At 75.9% G+C, this 24150-nt stretch carries 11 protein-coding genes; 7 read left to right on the top strand and 4 right to left on the bottom strand.

Annotated elements, in window-relative coordinates; translation table 11 throughout:
• Positions 1-4: 4 nt before the first annotated feature.
• Complete coding sequence (locus tag GA0070618_RS24375; protein WP_088983698.1) at positions 5-14770, bottom strand: type I polyketide synthase; 14766 nt, start codon at positions 14768-14770, stop codon at positions 5-7.
• Positions 14771-14959: 189 nt separating this feature from the next.
• Between GA0070618_RS24375 and GA0070618_RS24370 the strand changes: the two genes are divergently transcribed.
• Both GA0070618_RS24370 and GA0070618_RS24365 read left to right on the top strand, forming a co-directional pair.
• Positions 14960-15781, top strand: a complete 822-nt coding sequence (locus tag GA0070618_RS24370; protein ID WP_231931437.1) for a hypothetical protein — start codon at positions 14960-14962, stop codon at positions 15779-15781.
• The gene (locus tag GA0070618_RS24365; RefSeq protein WP_088983697.1) at positions 15778-16809 is read left to right on the top strand and encodes a 3-dehydroquinate synthase family protein; all 1032 of its coding nucleotides are present in this window, start codon (positions 15778-15780) and stop codon (positions 16807-16809) included. The genes GA0070618_RS24370 and GA0070618_RS24365 overlap by 4 nt, the downstream gene beginning before the upstream one ends.
• Positions 16810-16959: 150 nt before the next feature.
• On the opposite strand, the gene GA0070618_RS24360 is transcribed toward GA0070618_RS24365, so the two are convergent.
• Genes GA0070618_RS24360 through GA0070618_RS24350 form a run of 3 tightly spaced genes read right to left on the bottom strand, consistent with a single transcriptional unit; the run spans position 16960 to position 19971 of the window.
• Positions 16960-17655 (bottom strand): HAD-IA family hydrolase, encoded by a 696-nt coding sequence (locus GA0070618_RS24360; RefSeq protein ID WP_088983696.1) that lies wholly within the window; start codon positions 17653-17655, stop codon positions 16960-16962.
• A gap of 31 nt (positions 17656-17686) precedes the next feature.
• On the bottom strand, positions 17687-18811 hold the full coding sequence (locus tag GA0070618_RS24355) for a Gfo/Idh/MocA family protein (protein ID WP_088983695.1): 1125 nt from the start codon (positions 18809-18811) through the stop codon (positions 17687-17689).
• A complete protein-coding gene (locus GA0070618_RS24350; RefSeq protein ID WP_088985800.1) occupies positions 18808-19971 on the bottom strand; it encodes a DegT/DnrJ/EryC1/StrS family aminotransferase in 1164 nt (387 codons plus the stop codon). Before GA0070618_RS24350 ends, GA0070618_RS24355 begins: the two co-directional genes overlap by 4 nt.
• Before the next feature lie 622 nt (positions 19972-20593).
• Between GA0070618_RS24350 and GA0070618_RS24345 the strand changes: the two genes are divergently transcribed.
• From GA0070618_RS24345 to GA0070618_RS24325, 5 genes are all read left to right on the top strand, one after another.
• Complete coding sequence (locus GA0070618_RS24345; protein ID WP_088983694.1) at positions 20594-21025, top strand: type II 3-dehydroquinate dehydratase; 432 nt, start codon at positions 20594-20596, stop codon at positions 21023-21025.
• A 69-nt stretch (positions 21026-21094) separates the two neighbouring features.
• On the top strand, positions 21095-21448 hold the full coding sequence (locus tag GA0070618_RS24340) for a DoxX family protein (RefSeq protein ID WP_088983693.1): 354 nt from the start codon (positions 21095-21097) through the stop codon (positions 21446-21448).
• Positions 21449-21456: 8 nt separating this feature from the next.
• On the top strand, positions 21457-22374 hold the full coding sequence (locus GA0070618_RS24335; protein ID WP_088983692.1) for an ROK family protein: 918 nt from the start codon (positions 21457-21459) through the stop codon (positions 22372-22374).
• 25 nt (positions 22375-22399) lie between these two features.
• Complete coding sequence (locus GA0070618_RS24330; protein WP_088983691.1) at positions 22400-23221, top strand: shikimate dehydrogenase family protein; 822 nt, start codon at positions 22400-22402, stop codon at positions 23219-23221.
• A 239-nt stretch (positions 23222-23460) separates the two neighbouring features.
• Positions 23461-23862 carry an SH3 domain-containing protein gene (locus GA0070618_RS24325; protein ID WP_197701627.1) on the top strand — a complete coding sequence of 134 codons (402 nt, stop codon included), beginning with the start codon at positions 23461-23463 and terminating at the stop codon, positions 23860-23862.
• Positions 23863-24150: the final 288 nt, after the last annotated feature.

Here is a 24150-nt window from a genome sequence, read left to right as displayed (position 1 = left end):
GTCATCAGAGCCCGAGTTCCGTGTCGATCAGGCTGAAGATCTCGTCGTCGCTGGCCTGGTCGAGGTCCAGGTCGTGGTCGGTGGTGGAGGCCCCGCGCATGGTCCGCCACTTGGCGACCAGCACCTCCAGCCGGGCCGTGACCTGGGTGTGCAGGTCCGCCTCGACGGTCGTCTCGGCGAGGGTGCGTTCCAGGTTCTCCAGTTCGACGAGGATCGCCGGGGCGGCCTCGCCGCCGTCGGGGGCGAGCCGGGAGCGCAGGAAGGCGGCGAGCGCGGTCGGATCCGGGTAGTCGAAGATCACCGTAGCCGGCAGCCGTTCGCCGGTCGCCCCGGTCAGCCGGTTGCGCAGCTCCACGGCGGTCAGCGAGTCGAAGCCGATCTCGTTGAACGCCTGTTCCGGCCGGATCGCGTCCGGGCTGCCGTGACCGAGCACGGTGGCCGCCTCGGTGCGGACCAGGTCGAGCAGGTACGCGGACTGCTCGGCCGCGGTGAGCGCGCGCAGCCGTACGGCGAGGTCCGGGCCGCCGGTGCTCGCCGTGGCGCGGGATCGGGGCCGTTCCTGCCGGACGAGGCCACGCATCAGCGCCGGCACCACGGCCCGCCCGGCGAGGGCGGACACGTCGACCCGGGTGGGCACCAGGTGTTCCTCGGCGACGACCAGGCCGGCGTCGAACAGGGCCATGCCGAGGTCGGTGGGGATGGCGAGCTGGCCGTCGCGGGCGGTGATCCGGGGGTCGGTGCGGTTCAACGCGCCGGTCATCGCGCTGGCCTGCTCCCACAGCCCCCAGGCGTACGACTGGGCGGGCAGGCCGGCTCCCCGCCGCCGCCGGGCCAGCGCGTCGAGGTACGCGTTGGCGGCGGCGTAGTTTCCCTGACCGGGGACGCCGAACACGCCCGCGCCGGAGGAGAAGAGCACGAACGCGGCGAGGTCGAGATGGCGGGTCGCCTCGTCGAGATGCCGGGCGGCGTCCACCTTGGGCCGGAAGACGGTGTCGATCCGGTCCGGGGTCAGCGCGGTGACCACCCCGTCGTCGAGCACCCCGGCGGCGTGCACGACGGCGGTGAGCGGGTGCGCGTCGGGCACCCCGGCGACGAGCCGGGCCACGTCGGCGCGGTCGGCGACGTCGGCGGCGACCACGGTGACCGTGGCACCGAGGGCGGTGAGGTCGGCGGTCAGGTCCGGCACGCCGGGGGCGTCCGGTCCACTGCGGCTGGCCAGCAGCAGGTGCCGTACGCCGTGCCCGGTGACCAGGCGGCGGGCGACCAGCCCGCCGAGCAGGCCGGTGCCGCCGGTGAGCAGCACGGTGCCGTCGGGGTCCCATTCGGCGGGCATGGTGAGCACCACCTTGCCGACGTGCCGGGCCTGGCTGACGTACCGGAAGGCGTCGGGTGCCTGGCGGACGTCCCAGGCGCGCACCGGCAGCGGCCGGAGGGTGCCGTCGGCGAAGAGGTCCATCAGGGTGACCAGCATCCGCTGGATCTCGTCGGGTGCCGCGGTGGTCAGGTCGTACGCCTGGTAGGCGACCCCGGGGTGGTCGACGGCGACCTGGGCCGGGTCGCGCAGGTCGGTCTTGCCCATCTCCAGGAACCGCCCGCCGCGTGGCAGCAGCCGCAACGACGCGTCGACGAACTCGCGGGCCAGCGCGTCGAGCACCACGTCGACGCCGCGTCCCCCGGTGGCAGCAAGGAAGCGGGCCTCGAAGTCGAGGGTGCGGGACGAGGCGAGGTGGTCCTCGGGGATGCCCATGGCCCGCAGCGCCGGCCACTTGCCGGGGCTGGCGGTGGCGTAGACGTCCGCGCCGAGGTGCCGGGCGAGTTGGACGGCGGCCATGCCCACGCCACCGGCGGCGGCGTGCACGAGCACGGACTCGCCGGCCCGCAGTCCGGCCAGGTCGACCAGCCCCCGGTAGGCGGTCAGGAAGACCACCGGCACCGAGGCGGCCTGGGCGAAGGTCCAGCCGTCGGGCACCGGGGCCAGCAGCCGGCGGTCGGTGACCGCCACCGGCCCGAAGCAGCCGAGGAAGACTCCGAGCACCCGGTCACCGGGGCGGAGGTCGGCCACGGCCGCGCCGACCTCGGTGACCACCCCTGCCGCCTCGCCGCCGGGCGGGCCGGGGTCGCCGGGGTAGAGGCCGAGCGCGTTGAGCACGTCCCGGAAGTTCAGGCCGGCGGCGCGGACCCGGACGCGGACCTCCCACGGGCCGAGCGGGGCGTCGGCCGCGTCGGTGGGGACCAGCGCCAGGTGCTCCAGGCTGCCCCGGGTCGGCACGTCGAGCCGCCACGCCGGGGTGGCCGGCGGGCTGAGGGTGGCCGCGTCGGCGCGGCGCGCCAGGCGCGGGACGTACGGGGTGCCGTCCCGCCAGGCCACCTGCGGTTCGCCGAGGGCGAGGACGGCGGCGACGGTGGCGGCGTCGGGCGTGTGGTCGGTGTCGAGCAGGACGAACCGGTCGGGGTGTTCGGACTGGGCGGAGCGGACCAGCCCCCAGGCGGTGGCCGCGTCCGGATCGTCGACCTCGGCGGCGCCGTGCACGCCGACCGCGCCCCGGGTGAGCAGGACCAGCGGGGTGTCCGCCCAGCGGGCGTCGGCGAGCCAGCCCTGCACCAGCGCGAGGGCCTCGGCCGCGACGAGTCGGGCCCGGTCGGCGTCCGGGGCGGGGTCGGTGGGGCTCGGTTCGGCCCAGCCCGGGGCGGCGAGGACGGCGTCGGGGGCGGGGGTGCCCTCGTCGACGGTCCGGGCGAGCGCGGCCGGGTCGGCGTGGTGCGGGAAGCCGTCGACGGGCCGGCCGAGTGCCACCACCCGGGCCGCCGGGACGGTTTCGGGCACGGCGAGGGGCTGCCAGTCGAGGCGGAACAGCGCGTCGTCGACGGCGGCGTCCCGGGCGCCCAGTTCGGCCCGGGAGATGGGACGCATGGCCAGCGAGGCGACCTCGGCGACCGGAGCGCCGGCCGCGTCGACGGCGGTCAGACTGAAGGCGTGCGGGGCCACCCGGCGCAGCCGGACCCGCAGCGCGCCGGCCCCGGCGGCGTGCAGGACGACGCCGTTCCAGGCGAACGGCAGCAGCATCCGGTCGGCTCCGGCGTCGGCGAGTCCGCCGAAGTGCGCGGCGTGCAGCGCGGCGTCGAGCAGCGCGGGGTGCAGGTTGTACCGGTCGGCGTCGGCGCGCGGCCCGGCGGGCAGCTCCACCTCGGCGTGGACCTCGTCGCCGGTGGTCCACACCGCGCGCAGGCCCTGGAACGTCGGCCCGTACGCGTATCCCTCGTCGGCCAGGCGGGCGTAGAAGTCGGTCAGGTCGACGGGGCGGGCGTCACGCGGGGGTCCGGCGGGGACCTCCGGCGGCGCGGTGCCGGTCGCGGCGAGGGTGGCGGTGGCGTGCCGGGTCCACGGTGCCCCGGGCGGACCGTCGGCGGGCCGGGAGTGCAGGGTCACCGGGCGGCGGCCGTCCTCCCCGGCCGGGCCGACGGCCACCTGCACCTGGGTCGCCGCGTCGGGCACGAGGGCCAGCGGCGCCTCGATGACCAGTTCGTCGAGGACGGGGCAGCCGACCTCGTCCCCGGCGCGCAGGCACAGCTCGACCAGGCCGGTGCCGGGCACCAGCACGGTCCCGGCGACCGCGTGGTCGGCCAGCCAGGGCTGGTCGGCGACGCAGAGGCGGCCGGTGAAGAGGTGACCGCGCGCCTCGGCCAGCGGCACGGACGCCCCCAGCATCGGGTGGTCGGCGGCGGCCAGGCCGACCGCGCCGACGTCACCGCGGCCGGTGACCGGGCGGGGCCAGTAGCGGCGGTGGGCGAAGGCGTACGTGGGCAGGTCCACCCGCCGCCCGCCGGCCAGGGCGGGACGCCAGTCGACCGGGACGCCGCGCACGTGGAGCTGGGCGAGGGAGAGCAGGAAGCGGTCCAGGCCGCCCTGGTCGCGCTGGACCGATCCGACCGTCACCGCCTCGGTGTCGTCGTCGGCGAAGGTCTGTTCGATCCCGACGGTGAGCACGGGGTGCGGGCTGCACTCGACGTACGTGTCGTGGCCCTCGGCGGACAACGCGCGGACCGCCTGTTCCAGCTCGACCGGCTGACGCAGGTTGCGGTACCAGTAGTCAGGGTCCATCTCGGGGCCGTCGAGCCAGCGCACGTCGGTCGTGGAGAAGAGCGGGACGGCGGCCGGGCCGGGCGTGATACCGGCCACCGCGGCGGCCAGCTCGTCGCGGATCCGCTCCGTCTGCGCGGAGTGGGAGGCGTAGTCGACCGCGATCCGGCGGACCCAGACCTGGTCGGCGGCGAGTTCGGTGAGCAGTTCCTCGACGGCGGCCTCCTCCCCGGAGACCACCACGGCGGACGGGCCGTTGACGGCGGCCACGGCGAGCCGGTCGCCGAACCGGGCGATCCGGTCCCGGACCACGTCGACGGGGAGCGCCAGGGAGGCCATCGTCCCCTGTCCGGCCAGGAGAAGGATCGCCCGGCCTCGCAACGCCACCACCCGGGCGGCGTCCGGCAGGGAGAGCACCCCGGCGACGCAGGCGGCGGCGATCTCGCCCTGCGAGTGGCCGACCACGGCGGCGGGCTGGACGCCGTACGAGCGCCACAGCTCGGCCAGGGACACCATCACCGCGAAGAGCACGGGCTGCACCACGTCGACCCGGTCCAGGCCGGGCGCACCGGGGACGCGGCGCAGCACGTCCAGCAGGGACCAGTCCACGTGGGGCCGGAGGGCGGCGTCGCAGGCGGCCATCCGCTCGGCGAAGACGGGTGCCTGGTCGAGCAGGTCCAGGGCCATGCCCTCCCACTGGGAGCCCTGCCCGGGGAAGACGAACACGCAGCGGCGGGCCGGGCCGGCGTCGCCGCGCACCAGCTCGGGCGCGGACCGGCCGTCGGCGAGTGCGTCGAGCGCGGCGTCGATCCGGTCCGCGTCGACGCCGACGAGCACCGCCCGGGTGTCGAAGGTGGCCCGGCTGGTGGCGAGCGACCAGGCCACGTCGAGGGGACGCAGGTCGGGCCGTTCGGCCAGGTGGGCACGGAGCCGCCGGGCCTGACCGGCCAGGGCCTCGGGGGTACGCGCCGACAGCAGCCACGGCAGGGCCCGCACGCCGTCGGTCGGGTCGGCGGGCACCGGGGCGGCAGCCGGCGGGACGGGGGATGCCTCGGTGGCCGGCTCGGTCGCGGTGGCCGCCTCGACGACGACGTGGGCGTTGGTGCCGCTGATGCCGAACGAGGAGACACCGGCCCGGACCGGCCGGTCGGTGCGGGGCCACGGGCGGGCCTCGGTGAGCAGGTCGACCGACCCGGCGGCCCAGTCGACGCGGGAGGTGCGGGCCTCGGCGTGCAGGGTGCGGGGCAGCCGGCCGTGCCGCATGGCGAGGACGACCTTCAGCACCCCGGCGACACCGGCGGCGGCCTGGGTGTGGCCGAGGTTGGACTTGACCGAGCCGAGCAGCAGCGGCGGGACGTCGGCCGGACGCTGCCCGTACGTGGCGAGGATCGCCTCCGCCTCGATCGGGTCGCCGAGCGGGGTGCCGGTGCCGTGCGCCTCGACGACGTCCACGTCGGCCGGGGTGAGCCCGGCGGCGCCCAGCGCGGCCCGGATGACCCGTTCCTGGGAGGGCCCGTTGGGGGCGGTGAGCCCGTTGGACGCCCCGTCCTGGTTGACGGCCGTGCCGCGCACCAGGGCGAGGACGGGGTGGCCGCGCCGCCGGGCGTCGGAGAGCCGCTCCACGACCAGCATCCCGACGCCCTCGGACATGCCGAACCCGTCGGCCTCCTCGGCGAACGCCTTGCACCGCCCGTCGGCGGCGAGGCCACGCTGACGGCTGAACCCGGTGAGACCGGCCGGGGTGGACATCACCGACACGCCACCGGCCAGCGCCAGGTCGCAGTCGCCCTGCCGGAGGGCCTGCACCGCCAGGTGCAGCGCGACCAGCGACGCCGAACAGGCGGTGTCCACGGTGACCGCCGGCCCCTCCAGCCCGAGGGCGTACGCCACCCGTCCGGAGAGGACGCTGCCGGCGGTGCCGGTGAGCAGGTGGCCCTCGTCGGCGGTGGTCTCCCCGTCGTCCGAGGTGGCGCCGGGGGCGATGTGGTCGGCGTAGTCCTGGCCGTGGGTGCCGGCGAAGACACCGGTACGGCTGCCGCGCAGCGTGCCCGGGTCGATGCCGGCGCGTTCCAGGGCCTCCCAGGAGGTCTCCAGCAGCAGCCGGTGCTGCGGGTCCATGGCGAGGGCCTCGCGGGGGCTGATGCCGAAGAACGCGGCGTCGAAGTCGGCGATGCCGGTGAGGAAGCCCCCGGCGCGCACGTACGTCCGTCCGGGTGTGCCGGGGGTGGGGTCGTACAGGTCCACGAGGGGCCAGCCCCGGTCGGTGGGCAGGTCGCCGATGACGTCACCACCGGCGTCGAGCAGCCGCCACAGTTCCTCCGGGGAGCCGATGCCACCGGGGAACCGGCAGGCCATGGCGACGATCGCCACCGGTTCGTCGAGGGCGACGGTGGTGGCGTCGGCGACTTCGGTGGCGGTGGTGCCGAGCAGCCGGGCGTGCAGGTGCGCGGCGAGCAGCTCCGGGGTGGGGTGGTTGAACACCGCGTGCGGGGCGAGCCGGACCCCGGTGACGGCGGAGAGCCGGTTGCTCAGCTCCACCGCGGTCAGCGAGTCGAAGCCGAGTTCCTTGAACGGGCGGTCCGGCTCGACGGCGGCGGGGTCGCTGTGCCCGACGACGGTGGCACAGCGGGCCCGGACCAGGTCCAGCAGGAGCGCGGCCCGTTCGGGCTCGGCGAGACCGGCGAGGCGGTCGGCGAACCCGGCGGCGGTGCGCGGGGCGGGGTCGGCGTTGACCGCCCGGCGAGGTGGCGGGGGCAGCAGCGCCCACAGCAGGGCGGGCACCTCCCCGGCGGCACGCACGGCGGCCAGGTCCAGTCCGATCGGCACCAGGGTCGCCCGGTCGGCGGCCAGCGCGGCGTCGAACAGGGCCAGCCCGGCGGCGGTGTCGAGGGGGCGGGTGCCGCCCCGGGCGAGGCGGGCCAGGTCGGCGGCGCCGAGGCTTCCGGCCATGCCCTCGGGCTCGGCCCAGAGGCCCCAGGCCAGCGCGGTGGCCGGCAGCCCGTGGGCACGCCGGTGCGCGGCGAGCGCGTCGAGGAAGGCATTGCCGGCGGCGTAGTTGCCCTGGCCGGGGCTGCCGAACACCGCCGACGCGGAGGAGAAGAGCACGAACGCGGCGAGGTCGAGGCCGGCGGTCAGCTCGTGCAGGTGCCACGCGCCGTGCACCTTGGCCCGCAGGGTGTTCTCCCACCGGGCCGGGTCGAGGTCGGTCAGCAGCGCGTCGTCGGTGACGCCGGCGGCGTGCACCACGGCGACGAGCCGGTCGGCGAGGGCGGCGACGACCGCTTCGAGGGCCGCGCGGTCGGCCACGTCGACGGCGACCACCCGGATAGTGACGCCGGTCCCGGCGAGCGTGTCCGTCCAGGGGGCCGGCCGGCCGGTCCGGCTGAGCAGGACCAGTTCGCTGACGCCGTACGCGGTGGCGAGGTGGGTGGCGACGTGCCGGCCGACGCCGCCGGTGCCGCCGGTGACCAGCACCGTTCCGCCGGCCAGCGCCGGTGCGGCGGGGTCGGGAGCGGGGTCGGCGGGGCGCAGCCGGGGCACCAGGGCCCGGCCGTCGCGGACGGCCACCTCCGGCTCGTCGGTGGCGGCGGCCAGCGCCGCCCGGACGGTGGCGTCGTCGGTGGCGTCGAGGCTGAGCAGCAGGAACCGGCCGGGGTGTTCGGCGCGGGCGACCCGGAGCAGGCCGACGACCGGCGCGTGCACCGGGTCGCCGTCGCGGACGGCCACGGCGAGCCGGGTGTCCTCGGCGCGCGGGTCGTCGAGCCAGCGCCGGAGCACGCCGAGCAGGTCGAGGCCGACCGTGTGGGCCCGCTCGGGAACGGCGGCGTCGGGGTCGCCGTCGCCGACGCGGAGCACGAGCAGCGGGGGCAGCGGCCCGGCCGGCGGCACGTTGTCGGCGACGGTCCAGGTGGGCACCGGTGTCGCCGGGGTGGCGGCCGGCAGCCAGTCGACCGTGTAGAGGCCGGCGGGACCGGCGTCGGCGGTCGCGGTCGCCGCGTCGGCGGTCACCGCGACGTCGCGCAGGACGACGCGGTCGACGTCGAGCACCGGGGCCCCGGCGTCGTCGACGGCGCTCAGCGTCACCGCGTCGGCCCCGGCACGGGCGAGGACGACCCGCAGCGCGTGCGCGCCGACGGCGTGCCGGCGGACGCCGGTCCACTCGGTGGGCACGGTCCGCCGGCCGTCGCCGGGGTACGGGGCGAGACCGGCGAGCGGCAGCAGGCGCAGGGCGGCGTCGAGCACCTGCGGGTGCACCCCGTAGCGCTCGGCGTCGGCGTCGGTGGTGTCCTCGGGCAGGCGTACGTCGACGAGGAGCCGGTCCCCGGCGATCCAGGCGGCCCGGGCCAGGTCACCGGCGAGCGCCCGGTGCGCCTCCACGGTGAGGTCCACCGGCTGGGCCCCGGCGGGCGGCCACGGCCCCCCGACGGCGCCCGGGGTGGCCGGTTCGGCCGGGGCGAGCAGCGCCTCGGCCACCTCCCGCCACGGCTGCCCGGCGGTGCGGACGTGGCAGCGGGCGGCCCGGTGGCCGTCGGGGTCCGGACCGGCGAGGTCGACCTGCACGTCGACGGTCAGGTCGGCGGGGAACGGAACCGGCTCGGGGACCCGCAGTCGCGCCACGGTGGGCACGCCGAACTGCTCGCCGAGGTGGGTGAGCACGTCCAGCAGCGCGGTGGCGGGCAGCAGCGGCGCGCCGTCGTCGATGGTGGTCGGACCGGGCTGGCCGGCGGTGATCCGGCCGGTGGCGACGACCTGGCCGGTGCCGGCGACCGGCAGCACCCCGTCGAGGAGCGGATGCCCGGTGTCGGCGAGCCGGCCGGAGCCCGGCCCGTCCGCGGGCAGCCAGTAGTGCCGGCGCTGGAAGGCGTAGGTGGGCAGGTCCACCCGGCGACGTGGGCCGGTGCTGGTGAGCGCGGTCCGGTCCACCGCGACGCCGCGTACGTGCAGTCGGGCGACGGCGGTGAGCAGCGCGTCCGGTTCCGGTTCGCCGGTGCGCAGGCTGGGGACGAACGCCAGGTGGTCACCGGCGTCGGCGAGGCACTCCTGGGCCGTGGCGGTGAGGATCCCGCCCGGTCCGACCTCCAGGAACGTGGTGACGCCGTGCCGGTGCAGGGCCCGCACCCCGTCGAGGAAGCGGACAGTGCCCCGGACGTGGTCGACCCAGTAGTCGGCGGAGCAGAGCCGCGCCGGGTCGACCAGCTCGCCGGTCAGGTTGGACACCAGAGGCAGCCGGGGGGCACGGTAGGTCAGACCGGCGGCGACCTCGCCGAACGCGTCGAGCATCGGCTCCATACGGGCCGAGTGGAAGGCGTGCGACACCCGCAGCCGACTGGTGCGGCGGCCGGCCGCGCGCAGGGTCGCCGCGACGGCCAGCACCGCGTCGGTGTCCCCGGAGAGGACCACGCTGGTGGGGCCGTTGACGGCGGCGAGCCCGACCCGGTCGGTGAGGTGGCCGGCCACCTCGGCCTCGGCGGCCTCGACGGCGACCATCGCGCCCCCGGTCGGGAGCTGCTGCATGAGCCGGGCCCGCGCGGCGACCAGGGCGGCGGCGTCGGCGAGCGGGAACACCCCGGCCACGTGGGCGGCGGCCAGCTCACCGACGGAGTGACCGATCAGCAGGTCCGGTCGGACGCCCCAGGACTCCACGAGCCGGTACAGCGCCACCTCGACGGCGAACAGCGCCGGTTGGGTGTAGAGGGTCTGGTCGAGCAGGGCGGCGCGTTCGTCGCCGTCGGGAGCGCGGACGACGTCGGCGACCGGGTGCGGGGCCGTCCCGGCGAGGTGCCGGTCGAGTTCCGCGCAGGCGGCGTCGAACGCCTCGGCGAAGACGGGGTACGCGGCGTGCAGCCCGACGCCCATGCCGGGACGTTGGCCGCCCTGGCCGCCGAAGAGCACGGCGAGCAGCCCGTCCCCGGTCCGGCCGGTGACGACGGTGGGCAGGTCGGCGTCGCCCCGGGTGAGCGCGGTCAGCCCGGTCCGGGCGCCGGCCGGGTCGGTGACCAGCAGGACGGCCCGGTGGTCCAGCGCGGCCCGGGTGGTCGCCAGGGCGTGCGCGACGTCGCCCGGGTCGGCGTCCGCGCCGGGGCCGTCGAGCCAGCCGAGCAGGCGGGCGGCCTGGTCCCGCAGGCCCTCCCGGCTGGCGGCGGAGAGCAGCCACGGCACGGCCGTGCCGGCCCCGGCGGACTCCGCCCCGGCGTCCCCGGCGGGGTGCGGCGCGGCGTCCCCGGTGGCGGCCGGGGCGTCGGCTTCGGGCGCCTCCACGATGACGTGGGCGTTGGTGCCGCTGATGCCGAACGACGAGACGGCGGCCCGGCGGGGCCGGTCGACCGCCGGCCAGGGGCGGGCCTCGGTGAGCAGTTCCACCGCCCCGGCGGTCCAGTCCACCTCGGAGGTCGGGGTGTCCACGTGCAGGGTGCGGGGCAGCGTGCCGTGCCGCATCGCGAGGACCATCTTCATCACCCCGGCCGCGCCGGCGGCGGCCTGGGTGTGCCCGAGGTTGGACTTCAGGGAGCCGAGCAGCAGCGGCCGGTCCGCCGGCCGGCCCTGCCCGTACGTGGCGAGCAGCGCCTGTGCCTCGATCGGGTCGCCGAGGCGGGTGCCGGTGCCGTGCGCCTCGACGGCGTCCACGTCGGCCGGACCCAGGCCGGCGGCGGCCAGCGCCCGCCGGATCACCCGCTCCTGGGCGGGCCCGTTGGGGGCGGTCAGCCCGTTGGAGGCCCCGTCCTGGTTGACGGCGGTGGCGCGCAGCACCGCGAGGACCGGATGCCCGTTGCGGCGGGCGTCGGAGAGCCGTTCCAGCAGCAGGACGGCGACGCCCTCGGACCAGCCGGTGCCGTCGGCGGCCTCGGCGAACGCCTTGCACCGCCCGTCCGGCGCGAGACCGCGCTGGCGGCTGAACTCGACGAACGCCTGCGGGGTGCCCATCACCGCGACGCCGCCGGCCACCGCGAGGGAGCAGTCCCCGGCGCGCAGCGCCTGGGCGGCGAGGTGCAGCGCCACCAGCGACGACGAGCAGGCGGTGTCGACGGTGACCGCCGGCCCCTCCAGCCCGAGGGCGTACGCGACGCGACCGGAGACGACGCTGCCGGCGGTGCCGACACCGAGGTAGCCCTCCACACCGGGCGGCGCCTGGCGCAGGTTCGCGGCGTAGTCGTGGTGCATCACGCCGGTGAAGACCCCGGTGGCGGTGCCCCGCAACCCGGTCGGGTCGATGCCGGCGCGCTCGAACAGCTCCCACGAGCTCTCCAGCAGCAGCCGCTGCTGGGGATCCATGGCCAGCGCCTCGCGGGGGCTGATCGCGAACAGGGTGGCGTCGAAGTCGGCCGCGTCGGCGAGGAACCCACCGACCCGCGCGTACGAGGTGCCCGGCTGGTCGGGGTCGTCGGAGAACAGGTGGGCGAGGTCCCAGCCCCGGTCGGTGGGGAACCCGGTCAGCCCCTCCCGGCCCTGGTCGAGCAGCTCCCACAGCTCCTCGGGCGCGGTGACGCCGCCGGGGAGCCGGCAGGCCATCGCGACGATCGCCACCGGCTCGTCGGTCGACGACGGCCCGGTCGCCGCGGTCGCCGCCACCGGGGCGGCACCGCGCAGCCGGGCGGCGAGATGACGGGCGAGCGCCTCCGGCGTCGGATGGTCGAAGGCGGCCGTGGCGGAGAGTCGGGCCCCGGTCTCCCGGGCCAGCCGGTCGCGCAGGGCGACCGCGCCGACCGAGGTGAACCCGAGTTCCTTGAAGGCCCGCCCGGGGCGGACCGCGACCGGGCCGGGCAGTCCGGCGACCTCGGCGGTGGCCGCCCGGACCAGGTCCAGCAGGATGCGGTCGCCCTCGGCGGCGGTCAGCACGGCCAGCCGTCGGCGCAACGTCCCGGCCATCTCGGCGGTGTCACCGGTCGGCCGTACGGGTTCCCGCCAGGCCGGGTGGCCGGCGGTGGGCCGGGCGAGCAGGACCAGGTCGGCGCCGTCCTGGGCCACGTCGAAGGCGTCGAGGTCGCGCCGGAGAGCGGCGGCCGTCGGAGCGGGGCCGTGGGTCCCGGTGCCGGCCAGCCGGGCGGGCAGCCCGGCCGCGCGCCGTCGGGCGAGCAGGGCGTGCAGGGAACCGACGACGGCGGCGGCCCGGTGGCCGTCGGCCGCCCCGAGCAGCGGGTCGGTCGGGACGAGCACGGTGAAGGTGGTGACGTCGGCGTGCCGGGTCCGCCGGTGCAGCCCGTCGGCGAGGGTGAGCAGCCACCCGCCCTGGTCAACGTCGTCGGCGGCGCGGTGCCGGCCCGGGCGGTCGTCGAGGTCGTGGGCGGCGGTGAGGGCGTCGGCGGTGAGGCAGAGCACGGCCGCCCCGATCTCCTCGTCGCCGACCGAGGCGGCCGGGTCCGAGGCGGGTCCGGAGGCCAGCGGGGTGGCCTCGGCGCCGGCGGCGGTCAGCTCGGCGGTCAGGGCGGCCAGGGCGGGGGCGTCCACCGGTCCGGTGGCGAGCAGCCGCAACCGTCGCACGCCGTACGCGGTGACCAGGTGCCGGGCCAGCGCAGCCCCCAGCGGGGTGTCCGCGCCGGCCAGCACGACCGGTTCGGCGACCGTGGCCGCACGCTCCCCGGTCGGGACGGGCACGGGTCCGAGGTGCGCGTGGCGGGCCTCACCGGCCCGCAGGGCGACCTGGGCGGCACCGGTGGCCACCACGGCCGGCAGCAGCGCGTACGGGTCCGCGTCGGCGTCCCGGTCGACCAGCACGATCCGGTCCGGGTGGGCGGCCTGGAGGCTCCGGGCCGCTGCCCAGGTCGCCACGGCCGCCGGGTCGAGGTCGGGGTCGTCGGCGCGCTCCGGGGTCGAGGCGTCCACCGCCCCGGTGGTCAGCAGGACCAGCCGGGTGGCGGCGAACCGGTCGTCGGCGAGCCAGCCTCCGAGCGACACCGGATCCGCGTCCGGCGACCCGATCGGCAGGACCACCACGTCCGGCACCTGCCCGCCCTCGCGCAGGTCGGCCAGGTCGGGGTGGAACCGGAGACGGTCCGGATCGGCCGCGTCCCGCTGCGGCGCGGCCCCGGCGCCGACGTGTGGCGCGTGGTCGGCGCCGACGACCGCCCAACGCCGGTCCGGCACCGGCACACCGGCCAGGTCCAGGGGGGCCCAGCCGAACCGGACCAGTTCGTCGTGGTGGCTGCCGTTGACCGCGCGCAGCCGGGCCGGCTGGTCGGGCAGCAGCCGACGGGTGACCTTCCCGGACGCGGTGCGCGGTACGGCGGCGATCTCGTACAGCTCCTGCGGGACCTTGTGGTAGGCCAGCCGTTCCCGGCAGGCGGCCAGGGCGGCCCGGGGCGCGAAACCCTCCGGCCCGGCGACGACGTACGCCACCGGAACCTCGCCGAGCACCTCGTGCGGACGGCCGGTGACCGCCACGTCGGCGACGCCGGGGACGGTCCGCAGCACCTCCTCCACCTCGACCGGGTGGATCTTCTCGCCACCCCGGATGATCAGCTCCCGGTGCCGTCCGGTGACGAAGAGGTTGCCGGCGTCGTCGCGGCGGGCCAGGTCACCGGTGCGGTACCAGCCGTCGCGCAGCACCGCGTCGGTGTCGGCGGGCCGGCCGTGGTAGCCGAGCATGACGCTCGGTCCGCGCACCCACACCTCGCCTTCCACCCCGACGGGCACGTCCCGGCCGGTCTCCGGGTCGACCAGGCGGACGTCCACGCCGGGCACCGGACGGCCGCAGGATCCTTCGACCCGGGGCTCGTCGGGGCGGGTGACGGCGATCGAGCCGCAGGTCTCCGTGCTGCCGTACGCGTCGAGCAGCGGCGCGTCGAAGACCTCCTCGAAGGCCCGGCGCAGCGGCCCGGTGGTGATCGCGCCACCGACCAGGCACACACGCAGGGCCGGGGCGCGGAAGCCGGTGTCCCGGGCGGCGGTGACCAGGTGGTGGTACATGGCCGGCACACCGGCGAGCACCGTGGCCTCGTCCTGCTCGACCGCGCGCAGGACGTCCTCGGCGGAGAACCCGTCGACGAGCCGGGCGGTCGCGCCGACCGCGGTCACACTGAGCACGCAGCCGATGTGGGAGAGGCTGTGGAACAACGGCAGCGGCCAGACCACCCGGTCGTCGGAGGTGAGTCCGGGGATCGGCACGTAGCAGGAGGCGACCGACCACAGGCAGGTGCGCTGGGTGGAGAGCACGCCCTTGGGGCGGCCGGTGGTGCCCGAGGTGTAGAGCATCCAGGCGACCTCGTCGAGGCCGAGGTCGTCGCGGGCGTCCACCGGCGGCTCGGCCTCGACCAGCTCCGACCAGGCGGCGACGCCGGCCGGGACCGGACCGGTGCCGGTGACCCAGACCCGCAGGTCGGGGCGGTCCTGGCGCAGCCGGAGCAGCTGGTCGAGGTGCTGCGGGTCGGTGACCACCAGCACCGCGCCGGAGTCGTCCAGCAGGTGGGCCAGCTCGGCGTCCGTGCTGCGCGGGTTCACCGGCACGCCGACCGCCGCCGCCCGGGTGACGGCCAGCCACGTCTCCACGGTCTCCACCCGGTTGCCCAGGCAGAAGGCGACCCGGTCGCCACGGGCCACCCCCGTCGCGACGAGGTGCCCGGCCAGCCGGCGGGTCCGCTCGGCGAGCGCGGCGTAGCTGACCGACCGGTGGTCGTCGCGGAACGCGACCCTGTCCCCCAGCCGGGCGGCGTGGGCCCTCAGCAGATCGGGCAACGGCTGGACCAGGTCGCTCCGAAGCATGTCGTCACCACATCCGTCCCTCGCCGTAACGGCCCAAGTCTTCCCAGCGACCTCCCGGTGACCTACCCCTGTCACCCCCTAAGTGCTCCCCAGATCCACCCGTGGAGGCGGTGACCAGGCGCGTCGTCGGCCGATGATGGGGTGGCCCGAGGACCGTCGCACCCGTGCCCGCCCCGCCGACCAGTCGAGGTGCCGTCGTTGGAACGCTCCTGGATGTTCGCCCACCTCGCCGTACCCGTCGGGGGTTGTCCGGACGCCCGCGCGGCCGAGCTCGTCGGCACCGTCGTGGCGGGACTGGTCGCCACCGTGCGCGCCGCCGACCCCCGGTCACGGTGGTTCTACGACCGACTCGGTCCCCGGACCAACCCACGCCTCCGCGTCGGCCTGCACGCGAGCGCCGTCGGCCTCGACGCGGCCCGTCGGCGGCTGGGCGGCGACCCGGCGGCATCGCTGGCCCCGGACCCGTACGCCGTCCGCGACGCCGCGCGCGGCGGACCGCTGGCCCAGGCCAGCAGCGAGGTGGCCCTGACCCTGCTGGGTGGGGACGCGCCCTGGCTGGCCGGCATGGAACTGCCCCTGACCGTGGCCCACCTGCGGCACCTGTGCGACCTCATGCCGGTCGCCGACCGGCCGGCCTTCCTCTTCCTGCACTGGCAGGACCGCAGCCGGTCGCTGAGCGCCGCGAGCCGCCGTGACCTCGCCGCCCAGGCGGACACCGGGGCCGAGAAGATCGTCCTGGCCGCCGGGGACCTGCCGTCGACCGGTCCGGTCGCGGCGGCCTGGCAGCGCTACCTGGACCGGGTCACCGAGGTGATGGGCGCGGACCACGCGGCTACCCCACGCGGTTTCCTGCTCGCCGAACACGCCCAGCTCACCCACGAGCGGTGGGGCATCGACCCGGCCGTCGACTCGCTGGCCGCCATGGCCCTGCGGCTGGCCCTGCGGCGGGACGGTCCCCCGTCCGTACCGACCGCCCCGCCCGCTGCGACGAGGAGAATCCCGACCCGATGAACACCCGCACCGACGGTCCCGAGGCGACCGGCCGCGTCGACGTCCTCCTCGGCGACCGGAGCTATCCGGTGTTCGTCGGCCCGGGGGTCCGCCACCGGCTGCCCGAGGAGGTGGCCCGGATCGGCGCCCGCCGGGTCGTGGTGGTCTCGGCCCGGCCACCCGAGTGGACCCCGGACCCGGGCGTGCCGCACCGGGTCGTGCCGGCCCGCGACGGCGAGCACGACAAGACCCTGGCCACGGTGGAGCACCTGTGCCGGGCGTTCGCCGACTTCGGACTGACCCGCGCCGACGCGGTGGTCTCCTGCGGCGGCGGGACCACCACCGACGTGGTCGGTCTGGCCGCCGGCCTCTACCACCGGGGGATCGCGGTGATCCACCTGCCGACGTCGCTGCTCGCGCAGGTGGACGCCAGCGTCGGCGGCAAGACCGCGGTGAACCTTCCCGAGGGCAAGAACCTGGTCGGCGTGTACTGGCAGCCCCGCGCGGTGCTCTGCGACACCGAGCAGTTGGACACGCTGCCCGCCGTCGAGTGGCGCAACGGCTACGGGGAGATCGCCCGCGCCCACTTCATCGGCGCGGGCGAGCTGCGCGACCGCCCGGTGACCGAACAGATCACCGCCTGTGTGGCGCTCAAGGCGCGGGTGGTGGCCGCCGACGAGCGGGACGCCGGCCTGCGGCACATCCTGAATTACGGCCACACCCTGGGGCACGCGCTGGAACGGGCCACCGACTTCCAGCTGCGTCACGGCGAGGCGGTCGGCGTGGGCACGGTGTTCGCCGGTCGGCTGGCCGGCCTGCTGGGCCGGATCCCGGCCGACCGGGTCGACGAGCACCGTGCGGTGGTGGCCGGCTACGGCCTCGACACGCGCCTGCCCGACGGGGTGGACCACGACGACCTGCTGGCGTTCATGCGGCGGGACAAGAAGTCCACCTCGGGGCTGTCCTTCGTGCTCGACGGCCCGTCCGGTCCGGAACTCGTCGCGGACGTCGACGAGACCGCCGTCCGTGCCGCCCTCGCCGACATGTGAGGCCGGGGTTGGTTGGTAGCAGGTTTGGCTGGTAGCAGGGGCCCCCTGTTACCGCTTTTTGATGAGCAGGGGTCCCCTGCTACCACCCGGACAACCCGCACCGGGCAGGAGCAGCGGGCGGGGCGGCGGGGACGGGCGGCGAGGCGGTGGTCAGGTGGCGGGCACAGCCGGGCAGTGGACGAGCAGTTCCTCCGGCTTGTGCGCGACCAGGTCCGGGGCGGCGGCGAGCAGGCCCTCGACGTCCCCGCCGTGCCAGGTAGTGGCGACGGTCGTCACCCCGGCGTCCCGTCCACTGGTCAGGTCGGTGATCGCGTCACCGACCATCATCGCCTGGTGCGGGGGCATCCCGAGCAGCTCCAGCGCCCGGAGCACGATGTCCGGCGCGGGCTTCGGACGGGGCACCTCGTCGGAGCCGATCACGTGGTCGAACAGGTGGAGCACACCGAGCAGGTCGAGCAGCGACCGGGCCCGGGGGCCGCTCTTGCCGGTGGCGACCGCCATCCGGATGCCCCGCTCGGACAACTCCTCCAGCGTCTCGCGGACGCCGGGGAACAGTGGCACCTGGTGGGCGAGCCGGTAGCTCTCCCGGACGAACGGCTCCTCCATCTCCAGCGGCAGCCCCATCAGGCGCATGATGTCCGGGAAGTACCGCCCCATGTGCTTGTTGTACTCCTCGAACGGCGCCGGACCCGGCCCGACCACCTCGGCGTAGGCGACGCTGAACGCCGCGCGCATCACCGCCGAACTGTCGACCACGACACCGTCGAGGTCGAAGACGACCGCCCGGATCGGCCCCGGCCGGGTGGGGGTTGTGCTGACCTCGAGGGTGGACGGCGGATGGCTCATGGCTGCTCCCGAGTGGGTTCGCCGGTGGTTCTCACCGGTCGAGGGTTCCCGCCAGCGCGTACGTCGGCGCGGTGGGCCGGGCGCAGCGGTAGATCCGTTCGATGACGTCGATGGTCCGGCGGGCCTCGGCCGCGGCCACGCCCCGGCTGTCCGGCCCGGCGAGCAGGTCGGGCAGTACGTCGAGCTGACGGTCGTACTCGGCGCCGATCGGCTCCACCGGAAGCGGCAGGCGGACGGTCTCGCCGTCGCGGGTCCGGGTGAGCACCGGCGTCGGTTCCCGGTTGGGGCTGAACCCGAACGTGCAGTGCAGGGTCGCCGAGCCGCCGGTGCCGTGCACGGCGATGGTGGTGCGGTCCCGCGCCTCGTGCGACGCCCAGCAGGCATGCAGGCCGGCGGAGGCCCCGTCGGCGGTGAGCAGGAACGCGCGGGCGGTGTCCTCCACGTCGCCCCGGGCCCGGCCGGTGTCGGTGGCCGTGCCGCGCCACGCCGCCGCGGCGGCGTCGTCGTTGACGAAGTCGTCGGAGACGCTGCCCACCGCGTGCACCACCGGGGCCGGCCCGAGCAGCGGCAGCACCGTGTCGAGCAGGTGCCAGCCGAGGTCGACCAGGGCACCGCCGCCGGCCAGCTCCCGCCGGGTGAACCAGCCACCGGCGTCGGGAACGCCGCGCGCCCGTACCCAGGCCACGTCGACGTGGCGGACGGCGCCCAGGTCGGCGGTCGCCTCGACCAGGGCGCGGACGTCCGCCCGGTAGCGGGCGGCGCTACCGGCGAGCAGCACCGCGCCGCCGGCCCGCTCCGCCTCGGCCAGTTCGTCCGCCTCGGCGGAGGTGAGACAGACCGGCTTCTCCAGGAAGACCGGTACGCCCCGGCGCAGCAGCCGGGCCGCCACGCCCGCGTGCAGGTGGTTGGGGACGGCGACGACGACCAGGTCCACCGTGTCGGCGGGGATGTCGTCGACGTCGGCGTACGCGGACGGAACCCCGTGGGTGGCACGGGCCCGGTCACGTGCCGCCGGGTCGGGGTCGACCACGGCGGTCACCGCGAAGCGTGGGTGCGTGGCGAGTCGGGGCAGCCAGATCTCCCGTCCGGCCCAGCCCAGGCCGGCCACGGCGACCCGGACGCGCCCCGGTGTGGCGGCCGACGGCGACGCGCTCATTCGCCGAGGACGTCCGCGAGCACGGCGGCGATCTGGTGCATCTGCTCCTCGGTGCCGAGCAGCGTGCGGTGGTGCAGCCAGATGCAGTCGGCGTGGATCTGCTCGACGTTCGGGCACCGGGCGGCGACCTGGTCGACCGTCTCGTCCGGGGCGCCGGCGAGCCAGAAACCCTCGCACCGGTAGATCGCGCGGAACGCCACGAAGGCGGGGATGCCCCGGGCGATCAGCTCGTCCACCACGACCCGGCGGCGCTGCTCGCCGATGCCGGGAACCCGGAACATGGCCATGTAGTGCGGGTTGCGGTCGCCCCGGTCGTCGCGGCCCTGCGGCACCACGCCGGGGATCTGGGCGAGCAGGCTCGCCAGCAGCGGCCAACGCTGCTCGCGCAGCTCGATCTGGCTGTCCAGCCGGGACAGTTGGGCCCGCAGGACGGCGGCGCTGAACTCGTTCATCCGGTAGTTCGACCCGGTGGTGCGGTGCAGGTAGTCGCGGTCGGTGCGCGGCCGGCCGCAGCTGTGCACGAGGAACGCCCGCTCGTACAGCTCCTGGTCGGGGAAGAGGACCGCGCCGCCCTCACCGGCGGTCATCAGCTTGCCGTTCTGGAAGCTGAACGCGGCCACCGAGCCCAGCTCACCGACGCGCTTGCCCTGCCACTGTGCGCCGTGGGCGTGCGCGGCGTCCTGGAGGATCGCGACCCCGGCGTCGGCGGCGATCTTGTCGAGGGCGTCCATGTCGGCCATCTGCCCGGCCATGTGCACCGGCATGATCACCCGGGTGCGGTCGGTGATCGCGGCGGCGACGGCCTCCGGCTGGATGCAGTAGGTGTCGAGGTCGACGTCGACCGGTACGGCCACCGCGCCGAGCCGCTGCGCGGCCAGCGACGACGAGATGAACGTGAACGCCGGGACGATCACCTCGGTGCCGGGTCCGACCCCGAGCACCTCCAGGGCCACCTCCAGGGCGTGGGTGCCGTTGGTGACGGCGAGCGCGTGCGGGGTGCCGTGGTACGCCCCGAACTCCGCCTCGAAGGTGTCGACCTCACTGCCGCCGACGCGCCACCACTGGCCCTGCTCCAGGGCCCGGACCAGGCCGGCCCGTTCCTCGTCACCGAACTGCGGCCACTCGGGGAACTCCGGCACGCTCGCCGACAGACCACTCATGATGTCCCACTTCCCAATCCAGCTGGAACGGCGGTTCACTGGCCGTTCGTCGACAGCGGCGCGCCGCCCCGCGATCCCGGGCGTCGGATGCGACCCACGACCCGCACCGCCCGGCTGGTCCCTCGGGGCGGACGCCACCGTCGATCGCGGCGACGTACCTGGCTCGCGGTGGACGCTAACCGACCTGGCCGGCGGCTCAACTCCCCTAACGGCCCCTAACCGCCCCTTAGTCGGCCTGCTGGACGGCGTGTGGCGGCCGTCCGCGTAGTAGACCTGCGAACGCTGACGCGACCCACCCTGCGCGCCCCGAGGACGCACTCCGCCCACGGCGCGCCCCCGGGGTGGCGGCGTGGGCGACCTGAGGTGGCGCGGCAGCCTCCAGGTGGCGCGCGGGCAGCTTCCAGGTGGTTGCAGGGGCACCTTGCAGTGCAAAAATCACCTGCAGGGGGCCCTTCCTCACACCTCAACCACCTCAGCCGGGCGCACGGCAGCGCCCCTAGCTGCCCCTATCCGCCCCTTGTTTCGGGTGGGCGGGCGCGGTCGACACCGGCCGCCGACGCGATACTGCCGGGGACCCGTCGTCGACCCCACGCCGACGGGACCGTTCCGCGCGAGGTGAACCGTGTCCAACGTGCTCCTGCTCAACGGCCCGAACCTGGGCATCCTCGGTCAGCGGGAGCCGGAGATCTACGGCACCGACACGCTGGCCGACATCGAGCGGGCGGTCGCCGAGGAGGTCGCGCCGCGCGGCTGGCGGGTGACGGCCGAGCAGCACGACTGCGAGGGCGCCCTGATCCGCGCCATCCAAGGCAACTACGACACGGTCGGCGCGATCGTCAATCCCGGTGCCCTGATGATCGCCGGTTGGAGCCTGCGGGACGCGCTGGCCAACTACCCCCGCCCCTGGATGGAGGTCCACCTCTCCAACGTGTGGGCGCGGGAGAGCTTCCGGCACGACTCGGTGCTCGCTCCGCTCGCCAGCGGGGTGATCGTCGGACTCGGGGCGCTGGGCTACCGGCTGGCCGCCCGCGCGCTCGTCGCCACCGTCGCGTGACCGATCCCCTTCCACGGCCGGAGCCAGCACGGTCGTCCGTCCGTCTACCCCCGACCTGAGGACAGCTTCGTGCGTATCCCGATCATCACCCTGACCGTCATCCTCGCCTCCGTCCTCATCGCCGTGGCGCTGCCGAAGCTCCTCGGCCAGTTGGAGATGCGGAACCGGATGGCCCGCATCGGCGTCTCGGCCGGCCTCACCCGGACGATCGGCATCCTGGAGATCGCCGGGATCGCCGGGTTGCTGCTCGGCCTGCTCTGGTGGCCGGTGGGCGTCGCGGCGGCCGTCGGGCTGACCCTGCTGCTGATCGGCGCGGCCGTCTACCACATCCGGGCCAAGGACCCCGTGCCGATGGCGGTGGTGCCGGTGGCGTTCGCCGTGGCGGCGGCGGCGATCGCCGTCCTGCACGTCCTCGCCAACTGACCACCGTCATGACGGACCGGCCGGACGTCGGCGTCCTGGGGGTCGACGTCGGCGGCACGAAGGTCGCGCTGCGCGCCGAGGCGGCCGGGCGGCCCGCGTACGAGCGGACCTTCGTCTGGCCGTCCGGCGGCGGCCCGGCCGGCGACCTGGCGGCGCTCGACGCGGAGGTCGCCGCGCTGCGGGCCACCTGGGGACCGGTCGACGCGGTCGGGATGGCGATGCCGGCCATCACCGGCTCCGACGGCACGGTCCTGACCTGGCCGGGTCGGCCGAGCTGGACCGGACTCGACCTCGCCGGCGCGCTGCGGCAGCTCTTCCCCGACGTCCCGACCGGGTACGCCGACGACGGTGACCTGGCCGCGCTGGCCGAGGCCCGGCACGCCGGCCACGACGACCTGGTGTACCTGGGCGTGGGCACCGGGGTCGGTGGCGGGATCGTGCTGAAGGGCCGGCCCGTCCCGGCCGGCACCTCCGCCGAGGTCGGACACATGGTCGTCGACCTCGACGGCGTGCCCTGCGACTGCGGTCGCGTCGGTTGCCTCCAGTCGGTCGCCTCCGGCCCGGCCACGCTGCGGCGGGCGGCCCGGGAGCACGGCGGCGAGGTCACCTTCGACCAGTTGCGGGCCGGGTTGCGGGACCGCCGGCCCTGGGCGGTCGCGGCGGTGCACGAGAGCTGCGCCGCCCTAGCTGCGGCGGTGGTCAGCCTCGGCGAGTTGCTGGCCGTTCCGGTGGCGGTCGTGGGCGGCGGCTTCGCCGACGGTCTGCCCGGCTTCGTACCGCTCGTCGCGGACCTGGCCCGGCAGGCGGGACGCCCCGGACGACCGGCCCCGACGGTGCGGGCCGCCGCCCTCGGCGGCCTCTCCTCGCTGCACGGCGCGCTCTGGCTGGCCCGTGACCTGACGGCCGGCGGCACCGGCTCCCGGTGAACCACACCCGGAAGGAACCCCTCCGATGACCGCTGTCGACGCCCCCGTCACGGCCGTGCCGGCGATCAGCGGCACGACGCGCCTGTACGCGCTGCTCGGCGACCCGATCACGCAGGTCCGCGCGCCCGGCCTGCTCAACCCGGTGCTCGCCCGCCGGGGTACGGACGCCGTCCTGGTCCCGGTACACGTCACGGCGGCCGACCTCGAAGCGGTGGTACGCGGCCTGCGGCAGATGGCGAACCTGGACGGGCTCCTCGTGACCGTGCCGCACAAGGCGGCCGTCCTCGCCCTGGCCGACCGGGTCACCGACCGCGCCCGCCTGGCCGGCAGCGCCAACGCGTTGCGCCGCGAGCCGGACGGCACCTGGACGGCCGACACGTTCGACGGCGACGGGTTCGTCCGTGGCCTGGTCGAGGCCGGGCACGACCCACGGGGTCGCCGGGTGTGCGTGGTGGGCGCGGGTGGCGCGGGCAGCGCCATCGCGGTCGCGCTGCTCGACGCCGGTACGGCCGCGCTGCGCCTGGTCGACACCGACCCCGGACGGCTCGACACGCTGCATCGGCGGTTGTCGCCGGTCTACCCGGGCCGGGTCAGCACCTCGGCCCGCCCGATCCTGGACGACGTCGACCTCGCGGTCAACGCCACTCCCCTGGGCCTGCGTCCCGGCGACCCGCTGCCGTTCCCGGTGACCGGGCTGCCGACGCACACCGTGGTCGCCGACATCATCATGACCCCGGCGGAGACGGCGTTGCTGCGCGCGGCCTACCTCCGTGGCCTGCCGACGCAACCCGGCCTGCCGATGCTCGGCCACCAGATCGACGCCTACCTGGAGTTCTTCGGTCTCTGAGCCGAACTCCCTGGCGTCACGTCACGCCAAGCGAGTTGTTGACTACGCAACGCACCTGGCCTAGCATTCACGCGTGTCGATCACAATCGGACGCGAACCGTTTCCTTGGCAGCGGCGATGCTGCGAACGGAGTCACCCGCGGAAGGTCTGACGCCTGCGGTCTTTCGGTGGGGCGGCTCCTGCACCCCGTTCCGGGACGCCTCCGTGCCCCCTGTCGTGCCGCCGGAAAGGGAATTCACGTGTCCATCAAAGCGCTCATCGCGGGACTTTCGCCCAAGCGCCTGGCCAGCATCGGAGTGGTGACGGCGACGGTGCTGGCCGCGACCCTGGCCCTCCCCTCGCCCGCACAGGCCGATGCCTTCAGGTGCGGATCCGCAGGCAGCGACCCCCGTGCTTGGTGCGCCTACATCAAGAACGTCGGGTCCGCCGGGCTCAACGCGCGCTCCGGCCCGGGAACCGGCTATCCGGTGGTCGCCGTGTACGCCAACGGGCAGATGGTCGAGGTCGATTGCTGGGCGTACGGGACCAGCGTGAACGGTTACAACATCTGGTCGAAGTTGTACACCCCGAGCCGCGTGACGTGGGTCAGTGACTATTACCTGACCACCGGTATCGTGCAGAATTACGTCCATCCCTGCTGAGTCGGACTCAGCCCCAACGGTCGACAAGCGGCAGCGAAACCTGCCGAGCGCGAGCGCACCGCTCCCCGCCGGTCGTAGAAGCCGACCCGTCGGCGTTGCACATTGGAAACGACGGACATCCCGATCGAGGACAGCGCCGACACCGTCGGGTTCGCCCCGGCGGTGACCGACCGCCACCGCTTCAGCCGGACCATGCCGACCTCGCCGTCGGCGCGTACCGCCGGGCACTCCGCATCCGTCCCCTACGAGCCTCCCAAGACACACTCCTGGGCTGGCCGTGATCAGCAG

Source organism: Micromonospora echinospora (assembly GCF_900091495.1).
In the GTDB taxonomy this organism is placed as follows: domain Bacteria; phylum Actinomycetota; class Actinomycetes; order Mycobacteriales; family Micromonosporaceae; genus Micromonospora; species Micromonospora echinospora.
This window is presented reverse-complemented; position numbering and strand designations above follow the sequence as displayed.

Excerpts from the sequence above, each read along its gene's own strand:
- GA0070618_RS24335 (WP_088983692.1), top strand. The coding sequence starts at position 21,457 with ATGACGGACCGGCCGGACGTCGGCGTCCTGGGGGTCGACGTCGGCGGC.
- GA0070618_RS24360 (WP_088983696.1), bottom strand. The coding sequence starts at position 17,655 with ATGAGCCATCCGCCGTCCACCCTCGAGGTCAGCACAACCCCCACCCGG.
- GA0070618_RS24350 (WP_088985800.1), bottom strand. The coding sequence starts at position 19,971 with ATGAGTGGTCTGTCGGCGAGCGTGCCGGAGTTCCCCGAGTGGCCGCAG.
- GA0070618_RS24365 (WP_088983697.1), top strand. The coding sequence starts at position 15,778 with ATGAACACCCGCACCGACGGTCCCGAGGCGACCGGCCGCGTCGACGTC.
- GA0070618_RS24375 (WP_088983698.1), bottom strand. The coding sequence starts at position 14,770 with ATGCTTCGGAGCGACCTGGTCCAGCCGTTGCCCGATCTGCTGAGGGCC.
- GA0070618_RS24330 (WP_088983691.1), top strand. The coding sequence starts at position 22,400 with ATGACCGCTGTCGACGCCCCCGTCACGGCCGTGCCGGCGATCAGCGGC.
- GA0070618_RS24355 (WP_088983695.1), bottom strand. The coding sequence starts at position 18,811 with ATGAGCGCGTCGCCGTCGGCCGCCACACCGGGGCGCGTCCGGGTCGCC.